Raw genomic sequence first — 24,592 nt, 5'->3', positions numbered from 1 at the left:
ATTTAAGAAACAGATTTCATGGGTTTGAGGAGCTATCCAGTGAACTATAGGCCTCCTCCAACCCCTTGTAATTTACCTCCAGATGCTTGCTCAATATTTGCTCCGCTATCCCCCCTAGGTCCACGTTAACCTTGTAGTTTCTACTCAATATCTGGTTCAGGTGCTCTTGAAGATGCGATGGGGAAACTAGACCACCATGAGCTAGTCCCACAGCTCTAGGGTAGAGAGATATCTGCAACCTTAGGCTTTCTAGGTAGCTCTTTAGGTCAAGTGGCGGAGGTGTTGTGGGAATAGGAACTCCATTATACCTTCCTCCAGCTGAGTCCCCGGAGTAGAGGATACCGTCTATGATCACCGATATGTGATGTCTTGCGTGACCCGGCGTGTAGATGATCTTCATTTTCCTTTCTCCAAGGTCAATCTCTTCCCCTCCCTTAACCTCAAGGAAGTTAGCCTCCGTCGGCGTAACTTCCCCGTAAATGTCCGCCACCTCTCCTAACACGAGTTTTGCATCCCTATTGATCTTCGTGGGATCCCTTAGGTACTTGGAGTAGCCCTGGTAAACTATGACTCTTGACTTGTACCTCTGGACTATCTCTGAGAGTGCTCCCACATGATCTATATGAAGGTGAGTGACTACAACGTAATCTAGCTTGTCTAGAAAGCTAGCGTCCATGACAGAATTCGCTACGCCCGCATCTATCATGACGTTCATTTTATCGCATACCACAAAGGAGTAAACGGCCTCGGGAAACTCTCCAGGACCTGAAGGTATAGCATGTATGCCAGAACACATGAAGAAGAAATGGAACAGAAAGGATAAAAAAAGAATCTATTAGGGTGGGGTCTCCCTTGTTTCCTCTAGGATATCTTGTATGGCCTGAGTCCTAAATCCGCTTTTCACTGCCCCGTAGTGGGTTGCCAGAGTAACTACTGCGGCGACAATGGTGTCCTCGGGGAATGGAATAACTGGATTGAGTCCAAAACCTCCAAAGTATGAAATGATGGCTACTACGAAAATGTAGGCCAGCAACCAGTAGCTAGCAGTTATCTCCCTTTTCACATCTTCACCCTTGCCAAATGCGTGAAGCACTCCCACATCAAACGCTACTAGGCCTACCATGACTAGGATATAGATCAAGAACGCCACGTTATTCGCTGCAGTTAGACCGGAGGTGGCACCGTAGAATTCAAAGGCTAACACTAGGGTCACCACTATGTTTACCAGTCCTACAATAGCCGAAAACGCCTTATTAATTCCCATAACCTTGAAGGCATAGTAACCAAAGAATAAGGCCAACCCCAAGAATATCCCAGTGATAACGTAGAACAGGGTGGCAAAACCTGACCAATATACTATCAGGCCCGCTGCAAGTGTAGCAATTGGCGCTATAACCCTTGCTAAGGGCAACCTGTACGGCCTATTGAGTTCTGGGGCGGTCTTCCTGAGAGTCTCAAGCCCTATCCCTCCCATTAAGTAGGTAAAGACTGTGGCCGAACTTATGAAACCAACCAGCGATTGCCAAGATGGGAAGGGTAACATGAATATTGCGGCAATAATAGTCGCGGCTATCAAAGAGTAGATTGGAATCCTAGTTTTACCTACCTTTAGAAAGATACCAGGCAAGTAGCCGTTTGTAGCGAAGCCGTACATTGTCCTAGTACTGGTGCCAGTATATATCCACCCTGTTCCGCTTGGAGAAACCACAGCATCTAGAAGCAGTATGTATGCCCATCCACTGAAAATTAATGATAATAGGCCGAGAGGAGCAGCTAACTTGAAAATTTGATAGAATGGTCCCGATGAAATGGCAGTTTGACCTAACTCTGTCCAGTTGCCTGGCGTGACAGGAACTGTTGCGTTTCCCCTAGTAACAGTGAGCACGTTCCAGTTTATTCCTCCTATAAATGCTACCTGTAAAAGTGTGTATAGAATAAGCGCAATTATTAGGGAGCCCATAACCGCGAAGGGGATATCTTTCTTTGGATTTCTACCCTCACCACCATATTCTACAGCCTGCCTAAAACCTAGGTAGGAAAGTATTACACCGGTAGTAGGAATTGCGTAAAGTACTGCAGAAAATCCATAGATCCCTGAAGAACCAGCTGCAACATTGGAAGGAGAAGGGAAAAATCCTCCGCCAAGAGTGAAGTTAGCTGGATGGAAGTAAAATACGAGAAGAACTACTACGGTTATTGAGGGAATCAGTAACTTCCACCAACCCGCACCATGTGTAACTTTTCCTAGGATATTTACACCGATGTAATTAAGGAAGAAGAAGAATAGGAGGAATAGATATGCTGTCAATATGCCCACAGGAGTTAGTACTCCATTTACTGTAAGTGCGGGAATCAAGCTAGATAAATAGGTCACTGTGGCTGTGGCCTCTATAGCAGGAACCGACGCCGCGGAAAGAAAATAGGTCCACGTGATAATATATCCAGCTACACCCCCATGAGAATAATGCGGATACCTCACTATACCACCGGACTTTGGTATAGCCGAACCTAATTCGGAGTAAGCTAGACCGACGAAAAGAATGAGCACTCCTGCGATTATCCATGACAGTATGGCAGAGCCACCAGCATCTTCCGCAGTATATAGGGCTCCGAATAACCATCCCGATCCTATGATTCCTCCCAATGAAAGATATAGCAACTCGAACTTACCTAGAGACCTCCTTAGTTGCTTATCAGATTCTAACCCCAAATCCCCTGCTTTTTGAGATTTTTCTCCTGACATATCAGACTCTAGACCGAAATTAATTATTAAAAATCTTTCTACTATCTATCACTTTACTTTATCCTTTTTTCAAGGCGATAAGGAATTACCATAAGTCTTTTTCATTTTAGTATGCTAAAATCATTGTTATATTGTAAGTGTTGGGAGTAATATAATTAGAAATAATTAGATATAATGCCATATATTGACAAATAGTTTTATAGGGTTTACGTGTGATGAGCCAGTCGAGGTTAAATGAAGATGAGATAAATGAATTGAAAATAATCTCACAATACCACGAAATAATTATGTTTTCATCGTGATGAGCAATTCATAAAGAAATAAACACTAGTGTACTCAAGTAAAGGTTAAACCACAGAAAGTTAAGCTTCATTTTACTATGCCTTAGAGTTGAGGGTAATCCTTTTTAATATTGTATAAGCATGTTTATGCGATATATTATGGTTGAGGAACAGACCCTGAAGACCGGGTCACAGGAACTAGAGGAGAAGGCAGACTATAACATGAGATATTACGCTCACCTCATGAAGTTGAGTAAGGAAAAACCTGCAGAGTTCTGGGGATCTCTAGCACAGGACCTGCTAGACTGGTATGAGCCCTGGAAAGAGACCATGAGACAGGAAGACCCGATGACAAGGTGGTTCATAGGAGGTAAGATAAATGCCTCGTACAACGCTGTCGACAGACACCTCAACGGCCCCAGAAAGTTCAAGGCTGCGGTCATCTGGGAAAGTGAGTTAGGGGAAAGGAAGATCGTGACGTATCAGGACATGTTCTATGAGGTTAATAGGTGGGCCAATGCGCTCAGATCCCTAGGAGTGGGTAAAGGGGATAGGGTAACCATATACATGCCCCTGACCCCAGAGGGAATAACTGCAATGCTGGCCTCAGCCAGGATAGGTGCAATTCATAGCGTAATATTTGCCGGGTTTGGTTCGCAAGCCATAGCCGACAGGGTTGAGGACGCTAAGGCCAAGGTAGTGATCACTGCTGACGCCTATCCCAGAAGGGGGAAAGTCGTGGAGTTAAAGAAGACTGTCGACGAGGCCTTAAACTCCCTTGGAGAAAGAAGCCCAGTACAACACGTGCTCGTGTACAGGAGAATGAAAACGGATGTAAACATGAAGGAGGGAAGAGATGTTTTCTTCGACGAGGTCGGCAAGTACAGGTACGTGGAGCCTGAAAGGATGGACTCCAATGATCCACTCTTCATTCTCTACACCTCTGGGACCACCGGTAAACCGAAGGGAATTATGCACTCTACCGGTGGCTATCTGACTGGGACAGCCGTTATGCTACTGTGGAGCTACGGCCTTAGCCAGGAGAACGACGTTCTCTTCAACACCTCAGACATTGGTTGGATAGTTGGCCACTCCTACATCACCTATTCCCCCCTTGTCATGGGGAGAACGGTTGTAATTTACGAGAGTGCCCCAGACTATCCCTATCCAGACAAGTGGGCTGAGATTATTGAGAGATACAGGGCAACCACTTTCGGCACCTCAGCTACAGCCTTGCGTTACTTCATGAAGTATGGAGACGAATACGTGAAGAACCACGATCTTTCGTCCATCAGGATAATTGTGACGAACGGGGAAGTGCTTAACTACTCTCCATGGAAGTGGGGGCTAGAAGTGTTAGGTGGAGGAAAGGTATTCATGTCCCACCAGTGGTGGCAAACTGAGACAGGCGCACCGAACCTGGGCTACCTTCCGGGTATAATTTACATGCCAATGAAGTCGGGTCCAGCCTCAGGCTTCCCTCTACCCGGTAACTTCGTGGAGGTTCTGGACGAGAACGGAAATCCCTCTGCTCCTAGAGTGAGGGGGTACCTTGTAATGAGGCCACCCTTCCCGCCAAACATGATGATGGGAATGTGGAACGACAACGGGGAGAGGTTGAAGAAGACGTACTTTAGCAAGTTCGGTTCCCTGTATTATCCAGGAGACTTCGCCATGGTGGATGAGGACGGATACATCTGGGTGTTGGGTAGGGCAGACGAGACTCTAAAAATTGCAGCCCACAGAATTGGAGCTGGGGAAGTGGAATCAGCAATTACGTCTCACCCATCGGTTGCCGAGGCAGCGGTCATAGGCGTGCCAGACCCAGTGAAAGGAGAAGAGGTTCACGCGTTCGTTGTACTAAAGCAAGGTTACGCTCCTTCCTCTGAACTGGCTAAGGACATACAGTCACACGTTAGGAAGGTCATGGGGCCCATTGTTAGTCCGCAGATTCATTTCGTGGATAAGTTGCCTAAGACAAGGTCTGGGAAGGTCATGAGAAGGGTGATAAAGGCGGTAATGATGGGCTCGAGTGCTGGCGACTTAACCACCATAGAGGACGAAGCATCGATGGATGAAATAAAGAAGGCTGTCGAGGAACTAAAGAAGGAGTTAAAGACCTCCTAGGCCCATTTCAATTTTTGTTATACTTATCTCAGTATACTTGTATCTCGGAGTTTTAGTTTCTGGATCCAGCTCATCGCAGACTACATTATTGATACTGTGGACGTGCATATACGCGAAAGTTGTTCCCTCTAACACGTCGGGGGAGATTTTGGCGCTCAGGATTGCCATACCACATCTTGAGGATACCTTTACCAGGTCATTATCCTTGATACCCAGGTTTTGTGCGTCCCTTGGATTAAGGTAAATCACGGGTGTAAGTTGGCCGAATCCAGGTGTTCTGCTTATCATCTCGTCTGTGTTGTACCTAGTTACTGCTCTGCCCGTTATCAAGATGAGGCCTTTCTTGGGTTCTGGTTGTTCCTCAAACTTCAACTTAGCCTTCCCACTTGCAGTATAGAACCTTGTTCTGTAGAGAACTGGGTCGTTCTCAGGGTATCTTGAGGGGGACGAGTAGTCCATGACCTGATCCAAAGTTAAGTTAGAGTAGATCTTGACCACGCTCCTCAATTCCTTGAATACCTCCTTTGGATCCCTGGAAAATCCCTTGAATCCCAGTCTATCTGCGAGGAGGGACAGGATCTCGAGCTCTTCCTTCGCCTCTCCTGGAGGAGATACTGCCCTAAACCTCCATTTCACAACTCTATCAAGGCTGGTGACAGAACCCTCCTTCTCGGTCCACATAGCCGACGGCAGGACGTAGTGTGCAAACCTTGCGGTCTCTGTCATGAAGGGATCCATAACTACCAGAAGCTCTAGGGACTTCAAGAAATTCTCAACCTTATGTCTATTTGGGAAACTCACTGCAGGGTTGAAGTTCATGAGTACCACAGCCTTCATGTCCGACTCAAGGAGGGCTTCAGTTACAGTTTTACCTTCCCATGTGGGAGGCAGGAAACCCCATACCTTCTCCAGCTCCTTCGCCGTTTCCAGCGTCATGGGACCATTGGGAAACACGTTGGGCTTAATCATATCTCCTGATCCTTGCACATTGGTCTGTCCCCTGTATACTAGGAGGCCCGCTCCCTCGAAACCCACGTTGCCTGTAAGCAGGGCGAGGTTAATTAGGCTACGGACTGCCTTAGGCCCTCCAGTCTGGGTAAGCCCCAGACCCCAGGAGAAGATGACAGGTTTCTGCGATATTAGTTTGGTAAACTCGAGGATAGCGGACTGATCTATCCCCGTTATTTCCTCTGCTCCTTGGATTGTGTAGGACTTAACAAGCCTAGAGAACTCAACGAATCCTTCCACCCTTTCCTCAACGAACTTCTTGTCGTAGATGTTGTTGGAGATCAAGTAGTTGGCGACGGCGTTAAACAGGTAAATGTCTGTACCAGGTCTAACCCTGAGGTGAAGGTCAGCCAACCTCGCAGTCCCTGTTACCCTGGGGTCTATCACTACCACCTTGCCGTTATTTTTCTTCAAGGTCGAGAGGTACTGAACTAGGACGGGATGGCTCTCGGTTAGTGATTCTCCAACTATAACCACGACCTTACTTTTGGGTATCTCCGTAACTGAGGTTGAGGTTGCGCCGAGGCCTACCATTTCCTTTAGGGCTGTAGCTGAGGGATCGTGACAAACTCTCGCACATGAATCCACATTATTGGTTCCTAAGGCCCTTGCTAGCTTCATCATGGTATATCCCTCCTCAAGGGTGTTCTGGCAACCTCCGTAGAATCCTATGGCACTAGGACCGTACTTGGTCTTTATCTCCGAGAGTTTTGACGCGATCTCTCGGATAGCTTCGTCCCACGAAATCCTGACTAGCAAGTCCTTTTCCCTTTTTAGAGGATACAGAAGCCTGTCCCAACTGTTCCCAGGTTCGTGGGCTGTACTCCCTTTACCGCATATGTGACCCTTGCTAACCAAGTGATCGCGGTCTGGATACACTCTCGCAATTACGTTATTCTCCGCCTCAAGTATAAGACCGCACCCTACTCCACAGTATGGGCAGATACTTTTCGTTTCAAGCATAAACTTACGTAATGCTCTATTCAATTAAACTGAGGTATTATAGAAATCTTAGAAACTAGTAAACGGAGTTAACTTACATGTTACTTTTTAGTTTAGGTCCGCTATTTCATACATGCAGGTAAGGATATCTTCGGGAGAGTTGGAGGCAATAATTGACCAGAGGGGGGCATACCTTACATCCTTCAAGATGAAGGGAAAGAACGTGATCACTGAGGGCCAGGAAAGACAAACTAGGGGAGGAATGGCAATACTTCTTCCGTTTGCTAACAGAGTAAAGGGGGGAAGATATGAGTGGAAGGGAAGAGTTTACAACCTTCCGCTGAACAGGGAGGGAAATGCCATTCACGGTTTAGTGATGGACAAGACGTTTCAGATCCTTTTTAAGAATGAAAGGGAAGTGAGACTGGGCACGGAACTCTGGGATCAGGGTTATCCCTCTAGGTTAAACGTGGAAGTGAACTACTCTCTAGGGGACGAGTTAAGGTGTACAATCTCGGTGAAAAATGAAGGGGATGAGGCTCCCCTAGTTGTAGGGACACATCCCTACTTTATCGTGAAGGGGGACTGGAGGATCTCTCCTAGTAAAGGCAAGAGATGCGTCATGAGGGAGAAGATACCTACGGGAGAGATGATAGATTTCACCATTACGCAAGGAGATTATGACGACTGCTTCTATTTACCAGGCGATGTGATCCTTTCATCTAATTACTCAAGGGTGAGGATCTCCAGGCCTGGAATGGATTTCGTTCAACTATACACTGGAATTCCTGGTGCAGTAGCCGTTGAACCCATGAGCGGAGCCCCTGACGCCTTCAATAACGGGATAGGCCTAATTACCCTGGCCAGTGGAGAGAGAAGGGAGTTTGAGATTGAAATACAGGTCTCCCTCGTGGAGGAAGGCTAAGCCATTCTGTGACTCATATTTGTACTCAACAACCAAATCTCAGGCAAAGGACCTGCTCCATTTCCTCTAGTAGATCCTTGAGCACTGGATATTCCCTCATTAACTCCTCTATTCCGTTTTGTGTTATACTGAGGATGAGTTCTCCGCCTATTATGGCCTTCTGTTCAATTAGATCCCGCCTCATGAGTGCATCCAACTCTTTCTTCAAACGTGATCCGCTTATTCCAGTATATTCCTCGATCTCTGATGTGCTTAGTTCCCCCTCAAGTAAAAGGGTCAATATCCTCAGTTGCCTTATGTTCATTAATCAACTAATCAAAAACATAGTAAAAAACCTAGTTTAGTAACCGGTATTACCCAGAAAATTTGTCGAAAGGTGTAGAGGAAAAGGATTATGAGCTCATATATTCAGGTCGGGCTTTCTGAACCTGTTAATGAGCACCCATATTACTATCACGACGATTACGGCAATCACTAGCCCGGGTAGAAGGTAGGGCGGAAGACCACCCTTCTTCGTAGAGGCACTAGAAGTCTGGCTAGTGTTACTTGATGGAGGTACAGTATTCTTGGTAACATTGGAACTGGTGGAAGTTGATGTGTTCGTGTAAGTTGTAGTAGTGGTAACGTTCGACACAGAGCTCTTGTTTTGGACATGATTAACGACAACTCGCAATACCGGTATGGACGCGTTAAACTGGTTCGCGAGAAAGACTGGGTTATCCTGACCCTTAGAAACGGAAACCAGACCATTCATAAATGACACATGTAAGTCGCTCGTGCCCTCGGCAGTATCTGCGCCGAAGCTATACACGCTTGGGAAGGGATGAAGCGATCCGTTATAGTAGAAGATGGCAAGGGTAGCCGAAAGGTTCTGGAAATATGCCACCTCTCCGTTTCCTCCACCTCCAAAAACTAGTTCAGCATCATAGAAATTCAGGGTAGATGGGGAGTTATATCCATCCACGTAAAGATAGGCCTGTGACACTCCCGAGTCTAGAATGAGAGGGGAGTCAACCTGGTTCCAGCTACCGTTAACCACCGAACCGTTCTCAAGCACCTTGTAATCGAAGCCTATCCTTACTCCAAGTTTCTTTATCACCGATACATTTATGGAGATTAAGAGAGATAGGGGCGTCTTGTACTGCACTCCTTTAGTCCTATAGGTATAATATATTCCATTATTGAAGGGCGGATACACTCCGCCTCTCCCTTGTATAGAGATGTTTGTTAAGGTGGCATTCGCGTTAGTCACGTTTAAGACGGAGGACTCGTAGCATAGGGTCGACTCATTAGTCATGAAAACTATTACGTTCTGTACCCAGTAAGTCTGGTTCTGCTTTCCGTTTATCACGACCAGCGGGGCATTTAACTGTAAACTCGCCGAATAGGGGGAGACATTCAGTTTCTCGGCAGTCTGATTATAAGCAAAGATAGAGGAAATATTAGCAAACCCCACTATGGAGGATGCCTTGATCACGTACGGGACTGGTACCCCTGACCTGTTAAATAGGCCATAACTTGCTACTCCCATGGGATAATCTGTCCTATTCAAGGATAAGGGATCCGGATAAGTGGGGGTGTACAACACTGAGGAATAAACGGCTATCGTTGAGGATCCAGGATTAACCACAGTAATGGAATAGTTGCCTGGGCTCAGGGTTAACGTACGATTTACGAAAGTAAGAGGAGTATCCCTGGAGGGACCTGCACTGAAGTAAGTGACGTTGCCTGAGGAGACCTTAACAGAGAACGAGTTATTGGAAACTAGATAGAGGTAAAGATGGAAGGGATAGCTTAGGTTCAACTGATAATTTTCCTGATACCCCACCGGAAGGGTATAGGACACCTGAGCTGGGACCAATTTCAGGCTGTACTGCAGGGTTACCTGTTGTAGGTAGGCGTAAAGCACAAAGTAATACTTACCAGGAGTTAGCAGAACTTGATTGCTGAACGATGAATTCAGGATAACCAACCCCTTGTAGGGGCTTCCTGTACCATTGAGAAATTCTTGAAGTTGGGTCTGGTTCATTACCATCACTGCAACACTACCTGTTGAATTCCAGGAGTAGGAAAGTATCTCTGTTGTGTTAACGTTGAGCGGGAAATACTCATATTGACCTGCGCTAAGGGTGGTAGAGGTGTTAGACTCATACAAGTTCATGGGAAAAAGTGATATTGCTAGCAGTATTGTAAATAATAGCCATTTCACGACTGAAAATTTGTTGAAAAAATAAAAGTCTTTCCTTCACTTGTCGCTCGTTATTTTCTCCTCATAAAGATTGCTATTGCTGCCACAACGATTATTACAACTACAACGATCCCGATATATAGCGGCGTGTTTCCTGAGCTTGGAGAAGTTGAGGACGGAGACGTAGTGGACGTGGATGTGCTGGATGTTGTAGATGTGCTGGATGTGGTGGTAGGTGATGCCCCGTAAACTGCATAGTACGTATTTGACGGATCGTCATAGACCACGAGCTTACCGTTCACCACGAAGTAGTTGGTGGAGTTCAAGGCAACTAGAGTTCCATTAACCTCCTTGTAGACCACAACGCTCTCGTTCTTCAACAAAGTGACGTTAAACAATATACTTCCATTGGCATTTACCACTATCTTCTGGGCTGGATACTGATGACCAGTCATGTTTATTATTGTTTCAGTAACGTTCTCTGGCCTGACTACGGTTACATTAATGGTTTTTCCGCTGGGAGTAATCACAAAGAACTCATACGTGCCGTTGATTGATACCTCGACCAGGTGAGCGCCATGACCATGACCATGTTCCACTACGTATACTGGATGAGTTAGATTAACGTAGGCGGTAGACTCAGCGGAATCATTGGAAGTTATCACAACCACCACTGGCATGCCATGAACCTCTACCTCGGCCTCCGTCTCAGCTTTAGGCGGAGTCACGTGGCCTGTAACCATTTTTAGTTCTCCAGCAACTAAGCTTGAGAAAGAGTTAGACACAATCCCGTGCCTGCTCCCTTCCTTGGAAAGGTAACTGTTGTGGACGTAGCCTAGTACTGTACCGTTCACTCCAAAGAACTCGATTGTGGAGAATTGGTAATAGGAGTTTCCCGACACGCCGAACTTGCCAAACCCTAGATCCATTAGGGCAAATCCTTCACCCTTCCAAACCAGGGCTGGAACCAATGAACCGTTAAAGTAGGCTAGGGTGGTGTTGTAATTGGTTGTGGCATTTACGCTTCCATTACTTACCTGTAGCTCATCTTCCTCTGGTGCATACCTCCTTGGGAAGTTTTGCTGAACCTCGACTTCCCTGGTGGAGTGAGCTATTGCGGTAGGGGTTACCTGGACCAAGTTCAGACTCTCGCTGAACTCATAGTTACCCACGGCGAGCGGTAGTGTGACGTTAACTAGGGATGTTCCATTACTAAAGACTAGGGTAAGAGTGCCTGTTTCGTTCACGTAGGCCTGTGTGGTGATAGAGGTATTGGAGCCTGCGAATCCAGCCCAAACCAATTCCGTCATTCCAGAGGTGTTCACTATTAGTCTAATGAGCTGAGGTATTTCTGACGTCATTGTCAGGGTCCCGGTTTGGGAGAGACTAACACTGATATTGCCCTTGTAATTCTTTACGCTACCGAGATTGAGCTGGTATAGCGTTGAACTGCCCTCTACCTTAACGCTTTCGCCTGAGTAGGTGGAAGTGTAGGTTACGTTAGATACGTAATAATAAACTGTACCATTTAGATCTTGAAGCCCGCGAATTCCGTGAAGTGAAAGCCCTACGTCGTAGACGCTGTCGTATCTCTGGTAAGCTACAGTCAGGTTACTCTGAACAGAACTTGATATTGTGGATACTGCAAAAATTGATGCAAATAGTCCCAACATTAAAAGGGCTAGTGCAGGGATTAGGAGTTTTTTCATCTTTATCCAAGAGGAATTCAACATTCCTCTATTTAAGACTGTTCTGATAGCTGTACGTTCCACTTAACTGAAACGCGAGAATAATTGATTTTAGTAGTGAAAATGGTAGAGAAATATCTAATTTTTATTCTATTCAAGAAAAATAAAAATTATTTTATTCTCCTACTTAGTTTGTATCCCAGGCTTGACAAGTTTACTGAGATCCAGAATATCATCTATTTGTTTATCACTAAATCCTAGTTCCTTTAGGGCCTCCCTGATCGACATCCCACGATTTAGCATTTTCCCTATTTGAGACGCCTTATCATATCCCACAATAGGGGAGATCACAGTAACTAGAGCCGGGCTACTCTCAGCGTATCTCTTCATCTTTTCCTGATTGGGAACCATGCCCTTTACTAACAGGGAGGAGAACTTGTTTAGACCTTCGGAAAGGAGATCAACTTGGGTCACGACATTTTGCCCTATCAAGGGAACTCCCATTGCTAGCTCGAATTCTCCAAGGTTAGACGCAAACTGGTTGGCTTGATCTAGGCCCACCACCTGGGCAGCGATTAACATTGAGGCCTCTGCAGTAACCGGATTCGTCTTGCCCGGCATAATGCTACTCCCAGCAATTTCCTCCTGTGTGGGAAGGTCTATCTCGCCTATGGCCGTCATGGGTCCTGAGAACATTAACCTAAAGTCCTGGGCCATCCTGTAAAGTTCTACAGCGATTGTTCTCATGATCCCGCTTAGGGTTAGGAGGTCTGTGAGAAATCTTAGGCCCCTGAATGGGTTGGCCAAGGTGAATCCTAGCCCTGTAACCTGATTGATAACCGTGATAACTGTTTCCCTGAACTTGGGATGGGAGTTTACACCGGTGCCTACCGCAGTCCCTCCAAGGGGAATCTCCTTAACGTACTCAAGAACAGTTTTAAGCATGTTAAGATCGTGAGATAGGGCATCGGCATACGCGTGAAGTTCTTGGCCAAGGGTGACAGGCATCGCATCCCTTAAATGTGTCCTACCTGACTTTATCACAGACGAGTACTTATCTCCAGTCTCTCTGAGAGAGCTGATTATTCCCTCTAGGGCTGGAATCAACTTGTCCTGAACTTGCTTCACTGCGCCGATCCTGATAGCCGTGGGGACAGTGTCGTTGGAGGATTGACTCATATTTACGTGGTCGTTGGGATGGACCTTGAGGCCCGAAATTTGAGAAGCCCTCTCGGCTAGGACCTCGTTGACGTTCATGTTAAGTCCTGTTCCAGAACCAGTCTGAAATACGTCAAGGACAATCTTATCATCGAGTTTACCCTCCATGAGTTCCATGGATGCCTGTTCAATGGCCTTTCCTATCTGCTGATCCAGAATTCCCAAGGTAGCATTAGCCCTGGCACACGAATACTTTACAACACCCATAGCAAAAATTAGAGATCTGTGAAACTTTGTTCCTGTGTTCATGAAAAGTTTGGGAGCACTTTCTGTGTATTTCATGGGATAGAAAGGTCAAATGAACATATAGGTTTTCCTCAGCTCATGAGAAAGGCAAGGTAGGGATTGATAGTTTCCAAGCCGACTCTTGTTGACTAGAAGGAACATTAAACCAGGATATTCCAGTGATCCAGAATCCTCTTTAACTTCTTCACAATACTAGGTACATCCGCAGTAGGGAAATACTCCCATCCGTGGAGCTCGCTCTCCTCCGATGTATAAACCTTGCTCCACTTGACTCCGTGTATATAATATGCGTAAATTGGTTTGACCGCTTCCATGAGTTTCATGAAGGAGCTCAGATCCTCTGTCTTCACCATGTAGCTCCCCTTATCGCTCTCCTCAACAACGGGAACTCCCTCATAGGACTCTAGACCCTCAAGTTCACCCTCCGCTAAAGACACGTGTAACCTGTACCCATTATCATACTCGACCAGGAACGCGAGGGGTTTCATCCCCACTGCTTGGCTATACAACTTGATAAGTTCCTCGGTTTCAACCCTCTTAGTGAACGTAACAACCTTGTATGGGCGGGGATAGAGTTTCATCGAGGCCTCCGTAAACCCCCCAAGAAGACCCTTTGAACCAATCAACCCCTTCCACTTTAAGATTCCCACAGGCGTTACTATCTTAGCCCATTGTGTGAACATGTAGGGAGTTCCGTATCCGGTTGAAATTGGATATGCCTCATTCAGGGCAAGCAATCCCCCTACGGTACCGTCATACAGTGACGGGAAAAGAAGATCAGAGGACATAGCTTCCTCCCTTATCTTGGTAACAGAGGACCCAGCCTGAGCAATTACCTCCTGTCCCTTTATCTCAAAGTCTGCCATCTTTAATGTGGACACAACTACGTCAGCCGTCTTATGAGAATGGGTTCCGGTTCCTATTACAGATACCGTTTTACCCTCGGCCCTAGCGCTTCTAAGGATTTCCAGAAGTTCCATGTCATTGTTGATTTCCATACTAATCACTTTCTTCGCGTATTCCTTAAAAGGGAAACCGCATTTTTGAACTCCTAGAGTCTCCTAAAGCAGTATCTCAGAATCTTCCTGTCATGGGAAACTAATTGTAAACCGATCCCCTGAACATTTGTCTCATCAACATGGTACTCTGTCTTGATCAGAGATTAGTACATACTGAAATTTCCATGGGCTTTCCCATGTCATCTCCTAAGAGTTCTCTAGACAAAAAGGAAAGATTTATATTCTTTAGGGTTACCCTAATATCTGATGGAAATGAATCTGATTGAACTTATCCTAAACCCTCCACAGAACCTTACTATCACCGAAATTCTAGTTATCTCTTTTATTCTAGGTCTGATGCATGGAGCGACCCCTGATGAGCATACTTGGCCCATAACCTTCAGTTACGCAGTGGGAAAGTACAGCACCAAGGGAGGTATGAAGGCAGGGTTCCTGTTCTCCCTGGGCTTTACCGTTCAGAGAGCGCTCCTGACCACTCTAGGATTCTTGGGGTTAGCTGAAATTTACAACAGGTATAACCTTGACGGACCAGTATACATTATCGTGGGAATAGTTATGGCCATAGCCGGATCCTACATCCTTAAGGGAAGGTACATTCACCTACCCATAGACAAGTTGCTGGGTAGTGAGCATCACGATCCCATGGCAGAGAGGAACGAATTGAAAGACCCACCAATAAAGATGACCATTGTACACGGATTAATTGCAGGGTTCGGTTTTGGAGCATATGCCTCCATCATTACCTTCGTACTTGCACCCAGAATGCCAAGCGTGCTATTTGCCCCCTTACCTGGAGTGATGTTTGGTCTAGGCACCATGACCATGCAGATAATCTTTGGGGCGCTATTCGCAAATCTAATGAAGGTGAAAAGGCTCACTGAGGACGATATCAAATACGTAGGTAGTAAAACTGCAGGAAGGGTTCTATACTACGGCGGATTCACTTTCTCATTGGTGGGTCTGCTGATCGTGCTCTTTCCTAGTATTGATAACTGGGCAGTATCCACCGGTATCTCGATACCTAACCTCAATGCCATAGATGTGGGATTCCTTCTGGTCGTTACTGTGGTTGGAGTGTTAGGTGTGATGAGCATGGTCATGAGTTACAGGGAAGTCACCAGAACCAAGGGAAGACTAAGCAAGGAAACTAAAGCCTGACATATTTACCAGTTCAACTACTATGATTTATGGAGAGCCTCAGATCCTTTCTCAAGCAAAGCCTAGATAAGTATGGAATGCCCTTCCCCGTGGACAAGAGAGTTTGTTCAGGCTGGGCCAGAGACCTTCCCCACGGTGGGGAGACCATAATTTTCACGTCATGTATGTATCAGATTGAACCAGTAGTCCCTACGTTAAGTAAATTTTCTTCCATGGCAGGTGCCCTCACCGGGGCCCTCAAGGGACTGTCATCCTTCGCAAAGCTTGTTAAACCTCCCAAGGAGGAGATGGAGAGGGCGTACACGATCTTAAACAATATCGTGAATGCCCTCAAGAGAAGGGGAATCAACCCTGGGTACCTGTACGAGGATGAGCCCTATAGTGGCGCCCTCCTATTAGAGTCAGGTCTGCTCGAGGATTTCGCAGATCACGCCAAGAAGGTAGCGTCGATGCTGAAGGAAAGGGGGGTAAAGAGAGTCATCACTGTTGATCCCCACACGCACAACGCCTTGACCAGATATGGCGAGTTCATCCCCTTTGATGTAGAGGTCGTGAACTATCTCCAGCTAGTGGATGTGAATAGGAAAATAGATGGAGAGTTCACGATCCACGACTCATGCCTCTACTCCAGGTTCCTCAACCTTAGGGATAGGTATAGGGAGCTCATGTCTAAGTCTGGGATCAAGTTAAACGAAGACTTCCTTGTAACTGGGAGGGAGACCTCCACGTGCTGTGGTGGTCCCATAGCGCTAATCAACAGGGATCTAAGTGAATCCATAGCGGAGAAGAGAGCTCAGGACCTGAACAGACTGTCTAACAGGCTCCTGGTTATGTGTCCAATCTGTTACGTTACACTCTCACCTCACTTTAAGGGAGAGGTAAAGGACCTTGCTGAGGTGATACTATGACCTGGGAAATCGCCATTGAAAGGACGATAAGGAACAACGTTCCCAGAGTTTACAATGTCTTAGAGAAGTATCCCTACATACTAGATCTTGCAAAGGAACTGAGGAAGGCCAAGCTTGAGGTCCTGAACAATCTCGAGATGTACGTGGAACAGACGGTCGAGTCTATAAAGAGAATTGGTGGGGTTCCACACGTCGTTGGGGATTCTAGGGAGGCGAGAGAGGTCATCTCCAAGATAATTGGGGATAGGAAGAGGGTTGTCATGGGCAAGTCCATGGTGGCCTTCGAAGTTGGATTAAGGGAACATCTCAAGAGCCTAGGAAAGGAGGTGTGGGAAACTGACCTAGGCGAGTTCCTGATACAGCTCGCCAACGAGCCACCCTCTCACATCATAGCCCCTGCGGTTCACATGTCAAAGGAGAGGGCTGAGGAACTGGTTAGAGAGGCGCTCGGTGATCTTCCGCCCAATTCAACTCACGAGCAGATCGTGGCAAGGGTGAGGGAGTTCTTGAGGGACAAGTTCGTCAACGCTGAGGTGGGAATAACGGGAGCAAACGCGATAGCTGCCGATACTGGGTCAATCATCCTCGTGGAAAACGAGGGAAACATAAGGTTTACCACGGTGTCTCCTCCTCTTCATATTGCAGTGGCCGGTTTCGAGAAAATCGTACCTACCCTCCCACATGCTATGATGGAGGCCATGGTCCAAGCTGCATATGCGGGATTATATCCGCCCACCTATGTTAACCTGACCTCTGGACCCAGTTCCACAGGTGATATTGAGATGAAGAGGGTTAGCCCAGCACATGGGCCCAAGGAGTTCCACCTTGTCCTGGTGGATAACGGGAGAGTGAAGGCGTCCAAAGATCCTGACCTAAAAGAGGCCTTACTCTGTATTAGGTGTGGTAGATGTCATCTACACTGCCCCGTGTATAGGGCAATAGATGGAAAATGGGGCGTTCCTCCCTACTCGGGTCCCATGGGCTCCATGTGGTCATATGTCGTGTTCGGCGATCCTAAACCCTCGCTACTCTGCACACACTCTGGGGGATGCAAGGAGGTTTGTCCCATGAAGATAAACATACCGAGGGTTCTAGAGAAGATAAAGGCTCGGGCATGGAGCTAACTTTTAAGTTTTATTACTAATCCTTTCCCATAGAAAAATCTCTTATTGTTGCAACGCTACTAACTTGCATGAAAATCGAGAAATCTAAGATAGGAAACGCTTACTACTACCCTCTATCTCAGCTCAAGGAGATGGGGTTTAACGTTGAAAAGTATCCTTACTCTATTAAGATCCTGATAGAGAACGTACTCAGAAACCTTGACGGCGAGAAAATCACAGAGGAGGACCTTGAAGTTATAGCTGGATGGAAAACTGGTAAGGACTTCGCGTTTTCTCCCACTAGGGTCATAATGCAGGACTATACAGGAGTTCCTCTTCTGGTGGATCTTGCTGCAATGAGGTCAGAGCTACAGAGAAGAGGCAAGGATCCATCTCGCGTTAATCCAAGGTTACCCTCGGACCTAGTTATAGACCATTCCGTGCAGGTAGACTACTTCGGGACGGAGTACTCCCTGTCCCTTAACATGAAGACAGAGTTTGAGAGAAATAAGGAGAGATATAAATTCCTGAAGTGGGCCCAGGGAGCTTTCAGCAACCTTAGGATAGTCCCTCCAGGAAATGGGATAATCCACCAGGTAAACCTAGAGTTCCTGAGCAAGGTTGTGGACCTTAGGGAACATAACGGCGTTCTCACTGCGTTCCCAGAGATAGTGATTGGGACAGACTCCCATACAACCATGGCAGACGGTATTGGGGTTCTAGCCTGGGGAGTTGGAGGGCTTGAGGCAGAAGCTGTCATGCTCGGAGAACCATACTACATGACAGTACCAGAGGTAGTTGGCGTTAGACTCACCGGAGAAGTGAGGGAAGGGGTAACTCCTACAGACGTAGTCCTATACGTAACAGAAACGCTTAGGCGTAAGGGGGTAGTTGGGAAGTTTGTAGAGTTCTTCGGTCCTGCCCTATCCCACTTGTCGGTGCCCGACAGGGCCACCATCGGAAACATGGCTCCTGAGTACGGCGCCACCGTTGGTTACTTCCCCATAGACGAGGCGACCTTAAACTACCTGAGGGCCACGGACAGGGACGCTGAAATCGTGGGAGAATATGCTAAGGCGCAGGGCATCTTCTACGGGATAGAGCCTAACTATAGTGAGGTAGTTAACATTGACCTCTCTGATGTGGAGCCATCCCTAGCAGGGCCCAGAAACCCTGACGAAAGAGTTCCCCTCAAGAAGATGGCCGAGATTAAAACCGGAAACAAGAGAGGGAAAAAGATTGCCGACGGTAGCGTGGTGTTGGCCTCAATCACGAGTTGTACCAACACGTCAAATCCCACAGTGATGTTGGGTGCAGGGATACTCGCGAGGAAGGCCGTTGCCATGGGCCTTAGGTCCATGAACTACGTCAAGACCAGTATGGCCCCTGGATCCCCCATCGTGGTGAAATACTTGAACGAGGCTGGTCTAACTCCGTATCTAGAAGCCTTAGGTTTCCACGTAGTGGGATTTGGGTGCACTACCTGCATTGGTAACGCTGGGCCCCTACCCAGTGACGTAGAGGAGGACCTAAAACAGGGAATCGAGGGCTATGCAGTTATAAGCGGAAACAGGAATTTCGAGGGCAGAATAAATCCCCTGCTGAAGGGAACTTATCTAGCTTCCCCGATCCTGGTGGTAGCCTATGCCCTCGCAGGAAGAATAAACATCAACTTCGAGACTGAGCCTGTGGGCGTGGACCCCAATGGGAGGCCAGTTTTCCTAAGGGACATCTGGCCCACAATGAAGGAGATTTCCTCTTACATTACACTGGCCTTAAACCCAAAGTTCTACAGTGAGCAGAAGGGGAGAATATTCGAGGGAGATGAGAACTGGAAACTGTTACCTGTTGAGGGTGGTTTAACCTTTGCCTGGGATCCCAAGTCAACGTACATAGTTGAGCCTCCCTGGTTCAAGGAGAGCTCCGAATTCAATGAAATAAGGAACGCGAGGATACTGATGGTTCTGGGAGATAAGGTGACCACGGATCATATATCCCCAGCTGGTCCCATTGCCAAGGATTCAGACGCAGCGAAATACCTTGAGGAGAGGGGAGCAAAGGAACTTAACACATATGGTGCCAGGAGAGGAAACCACGAGGTTATGTTGAGGGGTGGATTCGCGAATCCTAAGGTCAAGAACCTTCTTGTGAACAAGGAGGGAGGATTTACAGTGCATTACCCAGACGGTACTGTGGACACCATTTACAGGGTTGCGATGAGGTACAAGAGCGAGGGAGTACCTCTGGTAATATTTGCCGGAAAGCAATACGGGACAGGTAGTTCTAGGGATTGGGCAGCCAAGGTCACTGCGCTCCTTGGAGTTAGGGCAGTGATCGCGGAAAGTTTTGAAAGGATACACAGAAGTAACCTAGTGGCCATGGGTGTCATACCGATTGAGGCGGATTGGAAGTCCCTCAACCTTAAGGGGAACGAGGTTGTTGATGTGGAACTGGATGAAATGAAACCGAGAACCACAGTGACCATAAAGGTTAGAGGAGAGTCAGAGAGGACGATAAAGGGAATAGCTAGAATTGACACCAGAACAGAGCTGGAATACGTGAAGCATGGGAACATACTCAACTACGTCTTCAAGAGACTTGTGCAGGATTAGTCCTCCCAGGAACCGCAACTATGCATTAACTAGACCGGCTCAGTCTGCATGACTCTAGTAGGCTGTTTTTCTTCCGTATACTAACCCACATGGAGAAAAGGGAAAAGGCAAAAACGAGTGTAACTTAAATAGGTTGACTTTACTGCTTCATTGGCAAAATTTTCACAGAGTTTTCATTTTCATCGAACACTACTCTAACCAGGTCTCCCTCCTTTATCTGGAACTTCTGCCTGATTCTAGCTGGTATAGTAACTTGATAGTTTCTACTAACTTTAACTATATCTTCTACTGCCATTTTTATCCATATCCATTACTTACTCAGCATTAATAATATTTTCTATATACTTTCAACGGAGGTGACAGGCAGTATAAAAAAATTTGGTGAAAAGTTCTATTTGAATCTTCGTTAGATTTTCTTTATCTCGGTGGCTTCAAAGTTGTTTATGGCCTGAAAATTCTCGTGAAGCGTAATCACCAGAATTTTAAGGAAAACTCCTTAAATCTCCATAGATATACTTGATACTTGGAAGAGCCTTAGGTAAGCAACTGCAGGACTCTGGGATAGATACTCTATACGTTAGGGGTTTGAGAAGGCCATTTCTTCAGCATACCGCTCTAAAACTGGTCCTTTACAACTGGGGAATAAGGCGCGGAATTTTTTACGGAAGAAAGATAGTTGAGGAATACGGTATCTCTTTCCTGGGAGGAAAGGGAACTGAAATTGCCACAGACACGCCCCATCCCCAGGGAGATAAGTTCCCCTTCCAGTTTCCAAGCTCCCCGCTCTTTATGATAGACTTCTCGCTTTGGGATAGGCACTCTCAAGACGAAAAGAGAAAGTTGGTGAGCCAGATCCTTATGGTGATCTCCACTCTCAGAAAGTATCTTTGGGATTACAACCTCTCTCTAAATCACACCACGCAGGAATTAGAAGAGATGCTCATGGAGGTGTCGTTCTTTAACAAGGTCAGAAGAAACGTTGAACCCTTCAACGCAATCGTGCTAGACCCCTATGGTGAGAGAGAGGCAACCGAGGATACTCTGAGGAGTGCCGATACATTCATCTTGGGAGGAATTGTGGACGACTCTGGATGGAAATATGCTACGCGGGAGTTGACGGAGATTGCAGGATATCACCAACCTAGGGTGAAGATCGTACTCCGTGGATCTAGGGTTGGGGTTCCAGATAGGTTAAACAGGATAGTCTCCATCGTGCTTAGGGTGAGGGAAGGCCAAAGTTTAGAGGAAAGCATACTGGCTGAGCAGTCCAACGCGGATAAGTTCGCTCGACTTCTGCGTGACACCACCCTAAACGGCGACTTAGAGGGAAACGCGCAATGGCTCAGGGCTGGAGACAAGCTTAGGGAGAGAGTCAAAAAGATCATTAGTCGAACTCAGCCTGGATCTTCTTCTTCCCCTCGATAAGTGATCTGGGGAAGGGAAAGTTCCTTACCTCCTCGAGCGTTATTCCCTTGGATCTAAGCTCAATCACTGCCTTTTTGAGGTCGTCCCTATGCGTGGCGTACTTGACCGCATCCCTGATTGCCGTTAGATCTGGATCCTGAGGCCTGAACCTCTCTGCACTTATCACGTCCCACCTACTTCCCTGTTGTTTGATGAAAATCACATCCTGGAAGTAGTCTGGGACGACGTGGTTTACCCCTGCAACGAAATAGTCGCGATATTTGTAAACTGAGAACATACAAACATCTTATAACCACGGTTAAAGAAATTTCCCCCATGAAGATAGACTACGTCATAAAGGCCATGGCCGAACTCATTGGCTATGAGGAAACTGTTTACGTAGGTCTAAACTCTATTCCTGCGTTGTTAGCGGCATTTCTTGCGAGGGACATGATGAACAAGGAAATAAGAATAATTGGGGTGGCAGAGGCTGACAATCCTAAGACGATCCAGGTATCTCCGTCCACGGGTGACCCCTTCTTCTTGGACGGAGCCCCTGTGATGATTACGGCAGATTCCTTTGATCTAGCACAGAAGGGTGAACTTGACGTTATGTTCCTTGGCCCAGCCCAGATAGATCAGGAGACTAACGTGAACTTGACTGCCATAGGAGATTATAGGAGGCCTTCCGTGAAGCTTCCAGGAGGGGCAGCTACAGCCTATCTTATGCCCCTGGCCAATAAACTGATTCTTTGGAACTTGAAGCACTCCAAAAATACCCTAGTTAGCAAGGTTGATTTCGTAACGGGAACGGCCAAGTACTCCAAAAACAAGGTGTTTCTTGTAACCAATCTCGCGGTAATGAAATTTGATAGGGAGAAAGGAAAATGGGTAGTAATAGCTGTACCGCCGTGGTCATCAGAGCAACAGATTATACAGAATACTGGCTTTCCGGTGGAAATAGAATCCCTCAGAATAGTAACATTGTATCACGATGAAATGGAATACCTTGACATGCTAGACCCACAAAACCTAAGGTCTGCCTTGGAATTCTAATCTCGTCAAGCCTCACCTATCAGTTTCATTATCGCCTCGTAATCGGCGTCGTAGAGGGGATACATGCTAGTTGGCTCCGCTCCCCTTGGAGTATGCACCACTGCGTCAACATAAATGGAATTTATCGTAGGTCTCCTCCCATAAAAGTAGCTTTCATCGACTATCTCTTCCGCTGTGATAATAACCTTCTTAGCTGCCTTGGCCTTGTATTCGTCCTCGTATAGTGGACCTAGTATCTCTGCGTTCCCATTCTCGTCTGCCCTGTTAACATGTATTATCGCAACGTCTGGCACAATGGCTTTTACCAGAAGAATCTCCTCTCCAGTGAAGGGATCCTTTGAAACCCTCCAAGTACCAGCTTCCTCATGGATCTTGACTAGATCACTCCCAATCACTCCCTTAACGGGCATGAAGGGAAGCCCACTAGCACCTGCCCTGATCCCGGCTATGAAGGCCCCGCAAGTATCCTCAAGGAGCTCAATCTCACCCTTTTCCACCTTCTTCCTGAAAGTTGGTAACATACCGAACCATTCGAGGGTAGACATGGCAACCCTGACCCTGTTAACTACGTTATGCTTCAACAATACCTCTAGCGCTACCCCAGGCTCTCTATCGACGAACTCAAGTTCCTCATACTCGTACTCCACAAGGATGTTGACGAACGCCATGGGATTTCTGTGAATAGAAATTCCGCTCATGGTAATCGTATCGCCTATCCTAACAAGGGACATGGCCTTCTCTAGGGAAACCAGCTTGGACATAACAAAAAACTAGATATTTATCGTAATTAACTTTTCTAGAGTGAGTCGGGACTCGCGAACTATCTGATCTTCTTGCTCTCCACGATCCAGAAACCATCCCTAAGAGCAAGAGATATTACGTTAAACTTCACGAGAAATTTAAGGGCCTCCGAAGGTTTCACGCCCCCAAAGACCTTATCCCTGAACACAAGGAAGAGCTTTCCTCCCCTTTTCACAACCCTATGGGACTCCCTTATTACATCATAGTCTAATATTTCATATGCGATTACATTGTCAAAAACGCCGTCACGAAAGGGAAAGGGATAAAGGCCGTTCACTACGTTTCCAGACCTAGACCCTGACAAGCAAGCAACGTGACTCTCATCGCACCACCCGACTCCCAGAGTTTTTCCCCCAGGTAACAATTCTGGGAATTTCCCAGCTATTTGATCGAATCTCACTATTCTGTCTCCATTCACAACAATGGGATAAACTGAGGATAGGAGACTGATCTCCCCCCTGAGCATATCGCGACCCATAACCAGATCTGCATACGGGAGAGCAGAGGATCTTCCTAGACTAGCACTAACTCTTTCAACTGTACCGTCCACGGTTACTATGGATATGGACCTCCATAGGGGAGCAATATCATCCTTATCGTCCATGAGGATAGCTAGCTTCACACTTAAGGGATATGTTTCAACCAATAAATATTTTCATCTAAACTAATTAGATGGAGAGTTGAAAACGTTAAGTTAACAACGATAGAGACAGTGGCCTGCCCTATTGGGCTTGCATCTCCTTTAACTCTGCCGAAAGGTCAGTAACCGAAATCATGCCGACAATCTCACCGTTACTGTTGGTAACTGGCAAATGTCTGATTTTCTTTTCAGCCATCAGCTTCGCAGCCTGTATAATGTCAACTTCCTCGTTCACCGTAACAAGGTCATGCATTGTTGCCACGGTCCTCAATTCATCCATCGCGGAGGCGCCATTGGCTATCGCCCTCACCGCATCCCTATCTGTGAATATTCCCTTTGGTTCGCCGTTATCTGTCACGATCACGGAACCTACTCCTTTCTCCAGCATTAGTTTACAGGTCTCCTGAAGCGTTGTATTCGCCTCAACCTGAAACACTGGAGAGCTCATTACGTCCTTAACTCTCTTCATAGGTAATTATTAGTCCAGCATGGAAATAAGCTTTGTTGAACGGCCCAGAAGCTAAC

At 46.7% G+C, this 24,592-nt stretch carries 21 protein-coding genes; 8 read left to right on the top strand and 13 right to left on the bottom strand.

Going from position 1 to position 24,592, the window contains the following annotated elements:
• Positions 1–16: 16 nt before the first annotated feature.
• Together ACI49J_RS04155 and ACI49J_RS04150 are read right to left on the bottom strand one after the other, a co-directional pair.
• Entirely contained in the window at positions 17–796 is a 780-nt protein-coding gene (locus ACI49J_RS04155) for an MBL fold metallo-hydrolase (protein WP_240252818.1), read from the bottom strand.
• A 39-nt stretch (positions 797–835) separates the two neighbouring features.
• A complete protein-coding gene (locus tag ACI49J_RS04150) occupies positions 836–2,743 on the bottom strand; it encodes an APC family permease (protein WP_409366465.1) in 1,908 nt (635 codons plus the stop codon).
• A gap of 440 nt (positions 2,744–3,183) precedes the next feature.
• On the opposite strand from ACI49J_RS04150, the gene acs reads away from it, so the two are divergent.
• Entirely contained in the window at positions 3,184–5,151 is a 1,968-nt protein-coding gene (gene acs, locus ACI49J_RS04145) for an acetate--CoA ligase (protein ID WP_240252814.1), read from the top strand.
• On the opposite strand, the gene fdhF is transcribed toward acs, so the two are convergent.
• The gene (fdhF, locus tag ACI49J_RS04140; RefSeq protein ID WP_240252812.1) at positions 5,137–7,122 is read right to left on the bottom strand and encodes a formate dehydrogenase subunit alpha; all 1,986 of its coding nucleotides are present in this window, start codon (positions 7,120–7,122) and stop codon (positions 5,137–5,139) included. The two genes, acs and fdhF, sit on opposite strands and share 15 nt — an antisense overlap.
• Positions 7,123–7,234: 112 nt before the next feature.
• On the opposite strand from fdhF, the gene ACI49J_RS04135 reads away from it, so the two are divergent.
• Positions 7,235–8,026, top strand: coding sequence for an aldose 1-epimerase (locus tag ACI49J_RS04135; RefSeq protein WP_240252810.1), 792 nt, complete (start codon positions 7,235–7,237; stop codon positions 8,024–8,026).
• A 25-nt stretch (positions 8,027–8,051) separates the two neighbouring features.
• Here ACI49J_RS04135 and ACI49J_RS04130 read toward each other — a convergent pair whose 3' ends face one another.
• From ACI49J_RS04130 to ACI49J_RS04110, 5 genes are all read right to left on the bottom strand, one after another.
• Positions 8,052–8,330 (bottom strand): ArsR family transcriptional regulator, encoded by a 279-nt coding sequence (locus ACI49J_RS04130; RefSeq protein WP_240252808.1) that lies wholly within the window; start codon positions 8,328–8,330, stop codon positions 8,052–8,054.
• A gap of 96 nt (positions 8,331–8,426) precedes the next feature.
• Entirely contained in the window at positions 8,427–10,235 is a 1,809-nt protein-coding gene (locus ACI49J_RS04125) for a thermopsin (protein WP_318551984.1), read from the bottom strand.
• Positions 10,236–10,285: 50 nt separating this feature from the next.
• A complete protein-coding gene (locus ACI49J_RS04120) occupies positions 10,286–11,923 on the bottom strand; it encodes a hypothetical protein (protein WP_240252804.1) in 1,638 nt (545 codons plus the stop codon).
• A 162-nt stretch (positions 11,924–12,085) separates the two neighbouring features.
• Positions 12,086–13,402, bottom strand: a complete 1,317-nt coding sequence (locus tag ACI49J_RS04115) for a class II fumarate hydratase (protein WP_240252802.1) — start codon at positions 13,400–13,402, stop codon at positions 12,086–12,088.
• Between the two features lie 104 nt (positions 13,403–13,506).
• Positions 13,507–14,364 (bottom strand): FAD-binding protein, encoded by an 858-nt coding sequence (locus ACI49J_RS04110; RefSeq protein WP_240252800.1) that lies wholly within the window; start codon positions 14,362–14,364, stop codon positions 13,507–13,509.
• Positions 14,365–14,637: 273 nt separating this feature from the next.
• Between ACI49J_RS04110 and ACI49J_RS04105 the strand changes: the two genes are divergently transcribed.
• From ACI49J_RS04105 to acnA, 4 genes are all read left to right on the top strand, one after another.
• Positions 14,638–15,543 carry a hypothetical protein gene (locus ACI49J_RS04105; protein WP_240252794.1) on the top strand — a complete coding sequence of 302 codons (906 nt, stop codon included), beginning with the start codon at positions 14,638–14,640 and terminating at the stop codon, positions 15,541–15,543.
• Between the two features lie 29 nt (positions 15,544–15,572).
• Positions 15,573–16,451: a (Fe-S)-binding protein gene (locus ACI49J_RS04100; RefSeq protein WP_240252793.1), complete on the top strand. Its 879-nt coding sequence runs from the start codon at positions 15,573–15,575 to the stop codon at positions 16,449–16,451.
• Positions 16,448–17,575 (top strand): LUD domain-containing protein, encoded by a 1,128-nt coding sequence (locus ACI49J_RS04095; RefSeq protein ID WP_240252792.1) that lies wholly within the window; start codon positions 16,448–16,450, stop codon positions 17,573–17,575. Before ACI49J_RS04100 ends, ACI49J_RS04095 begins: the two co-directional genes overlap by 4 nt.
• A 68-nt stretch (positions 17,576–17,643) precedes the next feature.
• Positions 17,644–20,166, top strand: a complete 2,523-nt coding sequence (gene acnA / locus ACI49J_RS04090) for an aconitate hydratase AcnA (RefSeq protein WP_240252791.1) — start codon at positions 17,644–17,646, stop codon at positions 20,164–20,166.
• A 139-nt stretch (positions 20,167–20,305) separates the two neighbouring features.
• Here the strand turns inward: acnA and ACI49J_RS04085 are convergent, their stop codons facing one another.
• Positions 20,306–20,461, bottom strand: a complete 156-nt coding sequence (locus ACI49J_RS04085) for an AbrB/MazE/SpoVT family DNA-binding domain-containing protein (protein ID WP_012021412.1) — start codon at positions 20,459–20,461, stop codon at positions 20,306–20,308.
• A 221-nt stretch (positions 20,462–20,682) separates the two neighbouring features.
• On the opposite strand from ACI49J_RS04085, the gene trm10 reads away from it, so the two are divergent.
• On the top strand, positions 20,683–21,591 hold the full coding sequence (gene trm10 / locus ACI49J_RS04080) for a tRNA (adenine(9)-N1)-methyltransferase Trm10 (RefSeq protein ID WP_240252786.1): 909 nt from the start codon (positions 20,683–20,685) through the stop codon (positions 21,589–21,591).
• On the opposite strand, the gene ACI49J_RS04075 is transcribed toward trm10, so the two are convergent.
• Complete coding sequence (locus tag ACI49J_RS04075) at positions 21,551–21,868, bottom strand: hypothetical protein (RefSeq protein ID WP_240252784.1); 318 nt, start codon at positions 21,866–21,868, stop codon at positions 21,551–21,553. The two genes, trm10 and ACI49J_RS04075, sit on opposite strands and share 41 nt — an antisense overlap.
• Before the next feature lie 29 nt (positions 21,869–21,897).
• Here ACI49J_RS04075 and ACI49J_RS04070 point away from each other — a divergent pair, with 29 nt between their 5' ends.
• On the top strand, positions 21,898–22,626 hold the full coding sequence (locus tag ACI49J_RS04070; protein ID WP_404809756.1) for a CoA-transferase subunit beta: 729 nt from the start codon (positions 21,898–21,900) through the stop codon (positions 22,624–22,626).
• 5 nt (positions 22,627–22,631) lie between these two features.
• Here the strand turns inward: ACI49J_RS04070 and ACI49J_RS04065 are convergent, their stop codons facing one another.
• The 3 genes from ACI49J_RS04065 to ACI49J_RS04055 all read right to left on the bottom strand — a co-directional run bounded on the left by ACI49J_RS04065 (position 22,632) and on the right by ACI49J_RS04055 (position 24,536).
• Positions 22,632–23,387, bottom strand: coding sequence for a CoA transferase subunit A (locus ACI49J_RS04065; protein WP_012021416.1), 756 nt, complete (start codon positions 23,385–23,387; stop codon positions 22,632–22,634).
• 59 nt (positions 23,388–23,446) lie between these two features.
• On the bottom strand, positions 23,447–24,049 hold the full coding sequence (locus tag ACI49J_RS04060; RefSeq protein ID WP_240252780.1) for a class I SAM-dependent methyltransferase: 603 nt from the start codon (positions 24,047–24,049) through the stop codon (positions 23,447–23,449).
• A 100-nt stretch (positions 24,050–24,149) separates the two neighbouring features.
• Positions 24,150–24,536, bottom strand: coding sequence for a CBS domain-containing protein (locus ACI49J_RS04055; RefSeq protein WP_240252778.1), 387 nt, complete (start codon positions 24,534–24,536; stop codon positions 24,150–24,152).
• Positions 24,537–24,592 lie beyond the last annotated feature (56 nt).

It is taken from the genome of Metallosphaera sp. D4-4 (assembly GCF_046245145.1).
GTDB lineage: Archaea > Thermoproteota > Thermoprotei_A > Sulfolobales > Sulfolobaceae > Metallosphaera > Metallosphaera sedula.
The sequence above is the reverse complement of the archived record's forward strand: the minus strand, read 5'-3'. Positions and strand labels throughout refer to the sequence as shown.

Excerpts from the sequence above, each read along its gene's own strand:
- ACI49J_RS04155 (WP_240252818.1), bottom strand. The coding sequence starts at position 796 with ATGTGTTCTGGCATACATGCTATACCTTCAGGTCCTGGAGAGTTTCCC.
- ACI49J_RS04150 (WP_409366465.1), bottom strand. The coding sequence starts at position 2,743 with ATGTCAGGAGAAAAATCTCAAAAAGCAGGGGATTTGGGGTTAGAATCT.
- acs (WP_240252814.1), top strand. The coding sequence starts at position 3,184 with ATGGTTGAGGAACAGACCCTGAAGACCGGGTCACAGGAACTAGAGGAG.
- fdhF (WP_240252812.1), bottom strand. The coding sequence starts at position 7,122 with ATGCTTGAAACGAAAAGTATCTGCCCATACTGTGGAGTAGGGTGCGGT.
- ACI49J_RS04135 (WP_240252810.1), top strand. The coding sequence starts at position 7,235 with ATGCAGGTAAGGATATCTTCGGGAGAGTTGGAGGCAATAATTGACCAG.
- ACI49J_RS04130 (WP_240252808.1), bottom strand. The coding sequence starts at position 8,330 with ATGAACATAAGGCAACTGAGGATATTGACCCTTTTACTTGAGGGGGAA.
- ACI49J_RS04120 (WP_240252804.1), bottom strand. The coding sequence starts at position 11,923 with ATGAAAAAACTCCTAATCCCTGCACTAGCCCTTTTAATGTTGGGACTA.
- ACI49J_RS04115 (WP_240252802.1), bottom strand. The coding sequence starts at position 13,402 with ATGAAATACACAGAAAGTGCTCCCAAACTTTTCATGAACACAGGAACA.
- ACI49J_RS04110 (WP_240252800.1), bottom strand. The coding sequence starts at position 14,364 with ATGGAAATCAACAATGACATGGAACTTCTGGAAATCCTTAGAAGCGCT.
- ACI49J_RS04105 (WP_240252794.1), top strand. The coding sequence starts at position 14,638 with ATGAATCTGATTGAACTTATCCTAAACCCTCCACAGAACCTTACTATC.
- ACI49J_RS04100 (WP_240252793.1), top strand. The coding sequence starts at position 15,573 with ATGGAGAGCCTCAGATCCTTTCTCAAGCAAAGCCTAGATAAGTATGGA.
- ACI49J_RS04095 (WP_240252792.1), top strand. The coding sequence starts at position 16,448 with ATGACCTGGGAAATCGCCATTGAAAGGACGATAAGGAACAACGTTCCC.
- acnA (WP_240252791.1), top strand. The coding sequence starts at position 17,644 with ATGAAAATCGAGAAATCTAAGATAGGAAACGCTTACTACTACCCTCTA.
- ACI49J_RS04085 (WP_012021412.1), bottom strand. The coding sequence starts at position 20,461 with ATGGCAGTAGAAGATATAGTTAAAGTTAGTAGAAACTATCAAGTTACT.
- ACI49J_RS04075 (WP_240252784.1), bottom strand. The coding sequence starts at position 21,868 with ATGTTCTCAGTTTACAAATATCGCGACTATTTCGTTGCAGGGGTAAAC.
- ACI49J_RS04065 (WP_012021416.1), bottom strand. The coding sequence starts at position 23,387 with ATGTCCAAGCTGGTTTCCCTAGAGAAGGCCATGTCCCTTGTTAGGATA.
- ACI49J_RS04055 (WP_240252778.1), bottom strand. The coding sequence starts at position 24,536 with ATGAAGAGAGTTAAGGACGTAATGAGCTCTCCAGTGTTTCAGGTTGAG.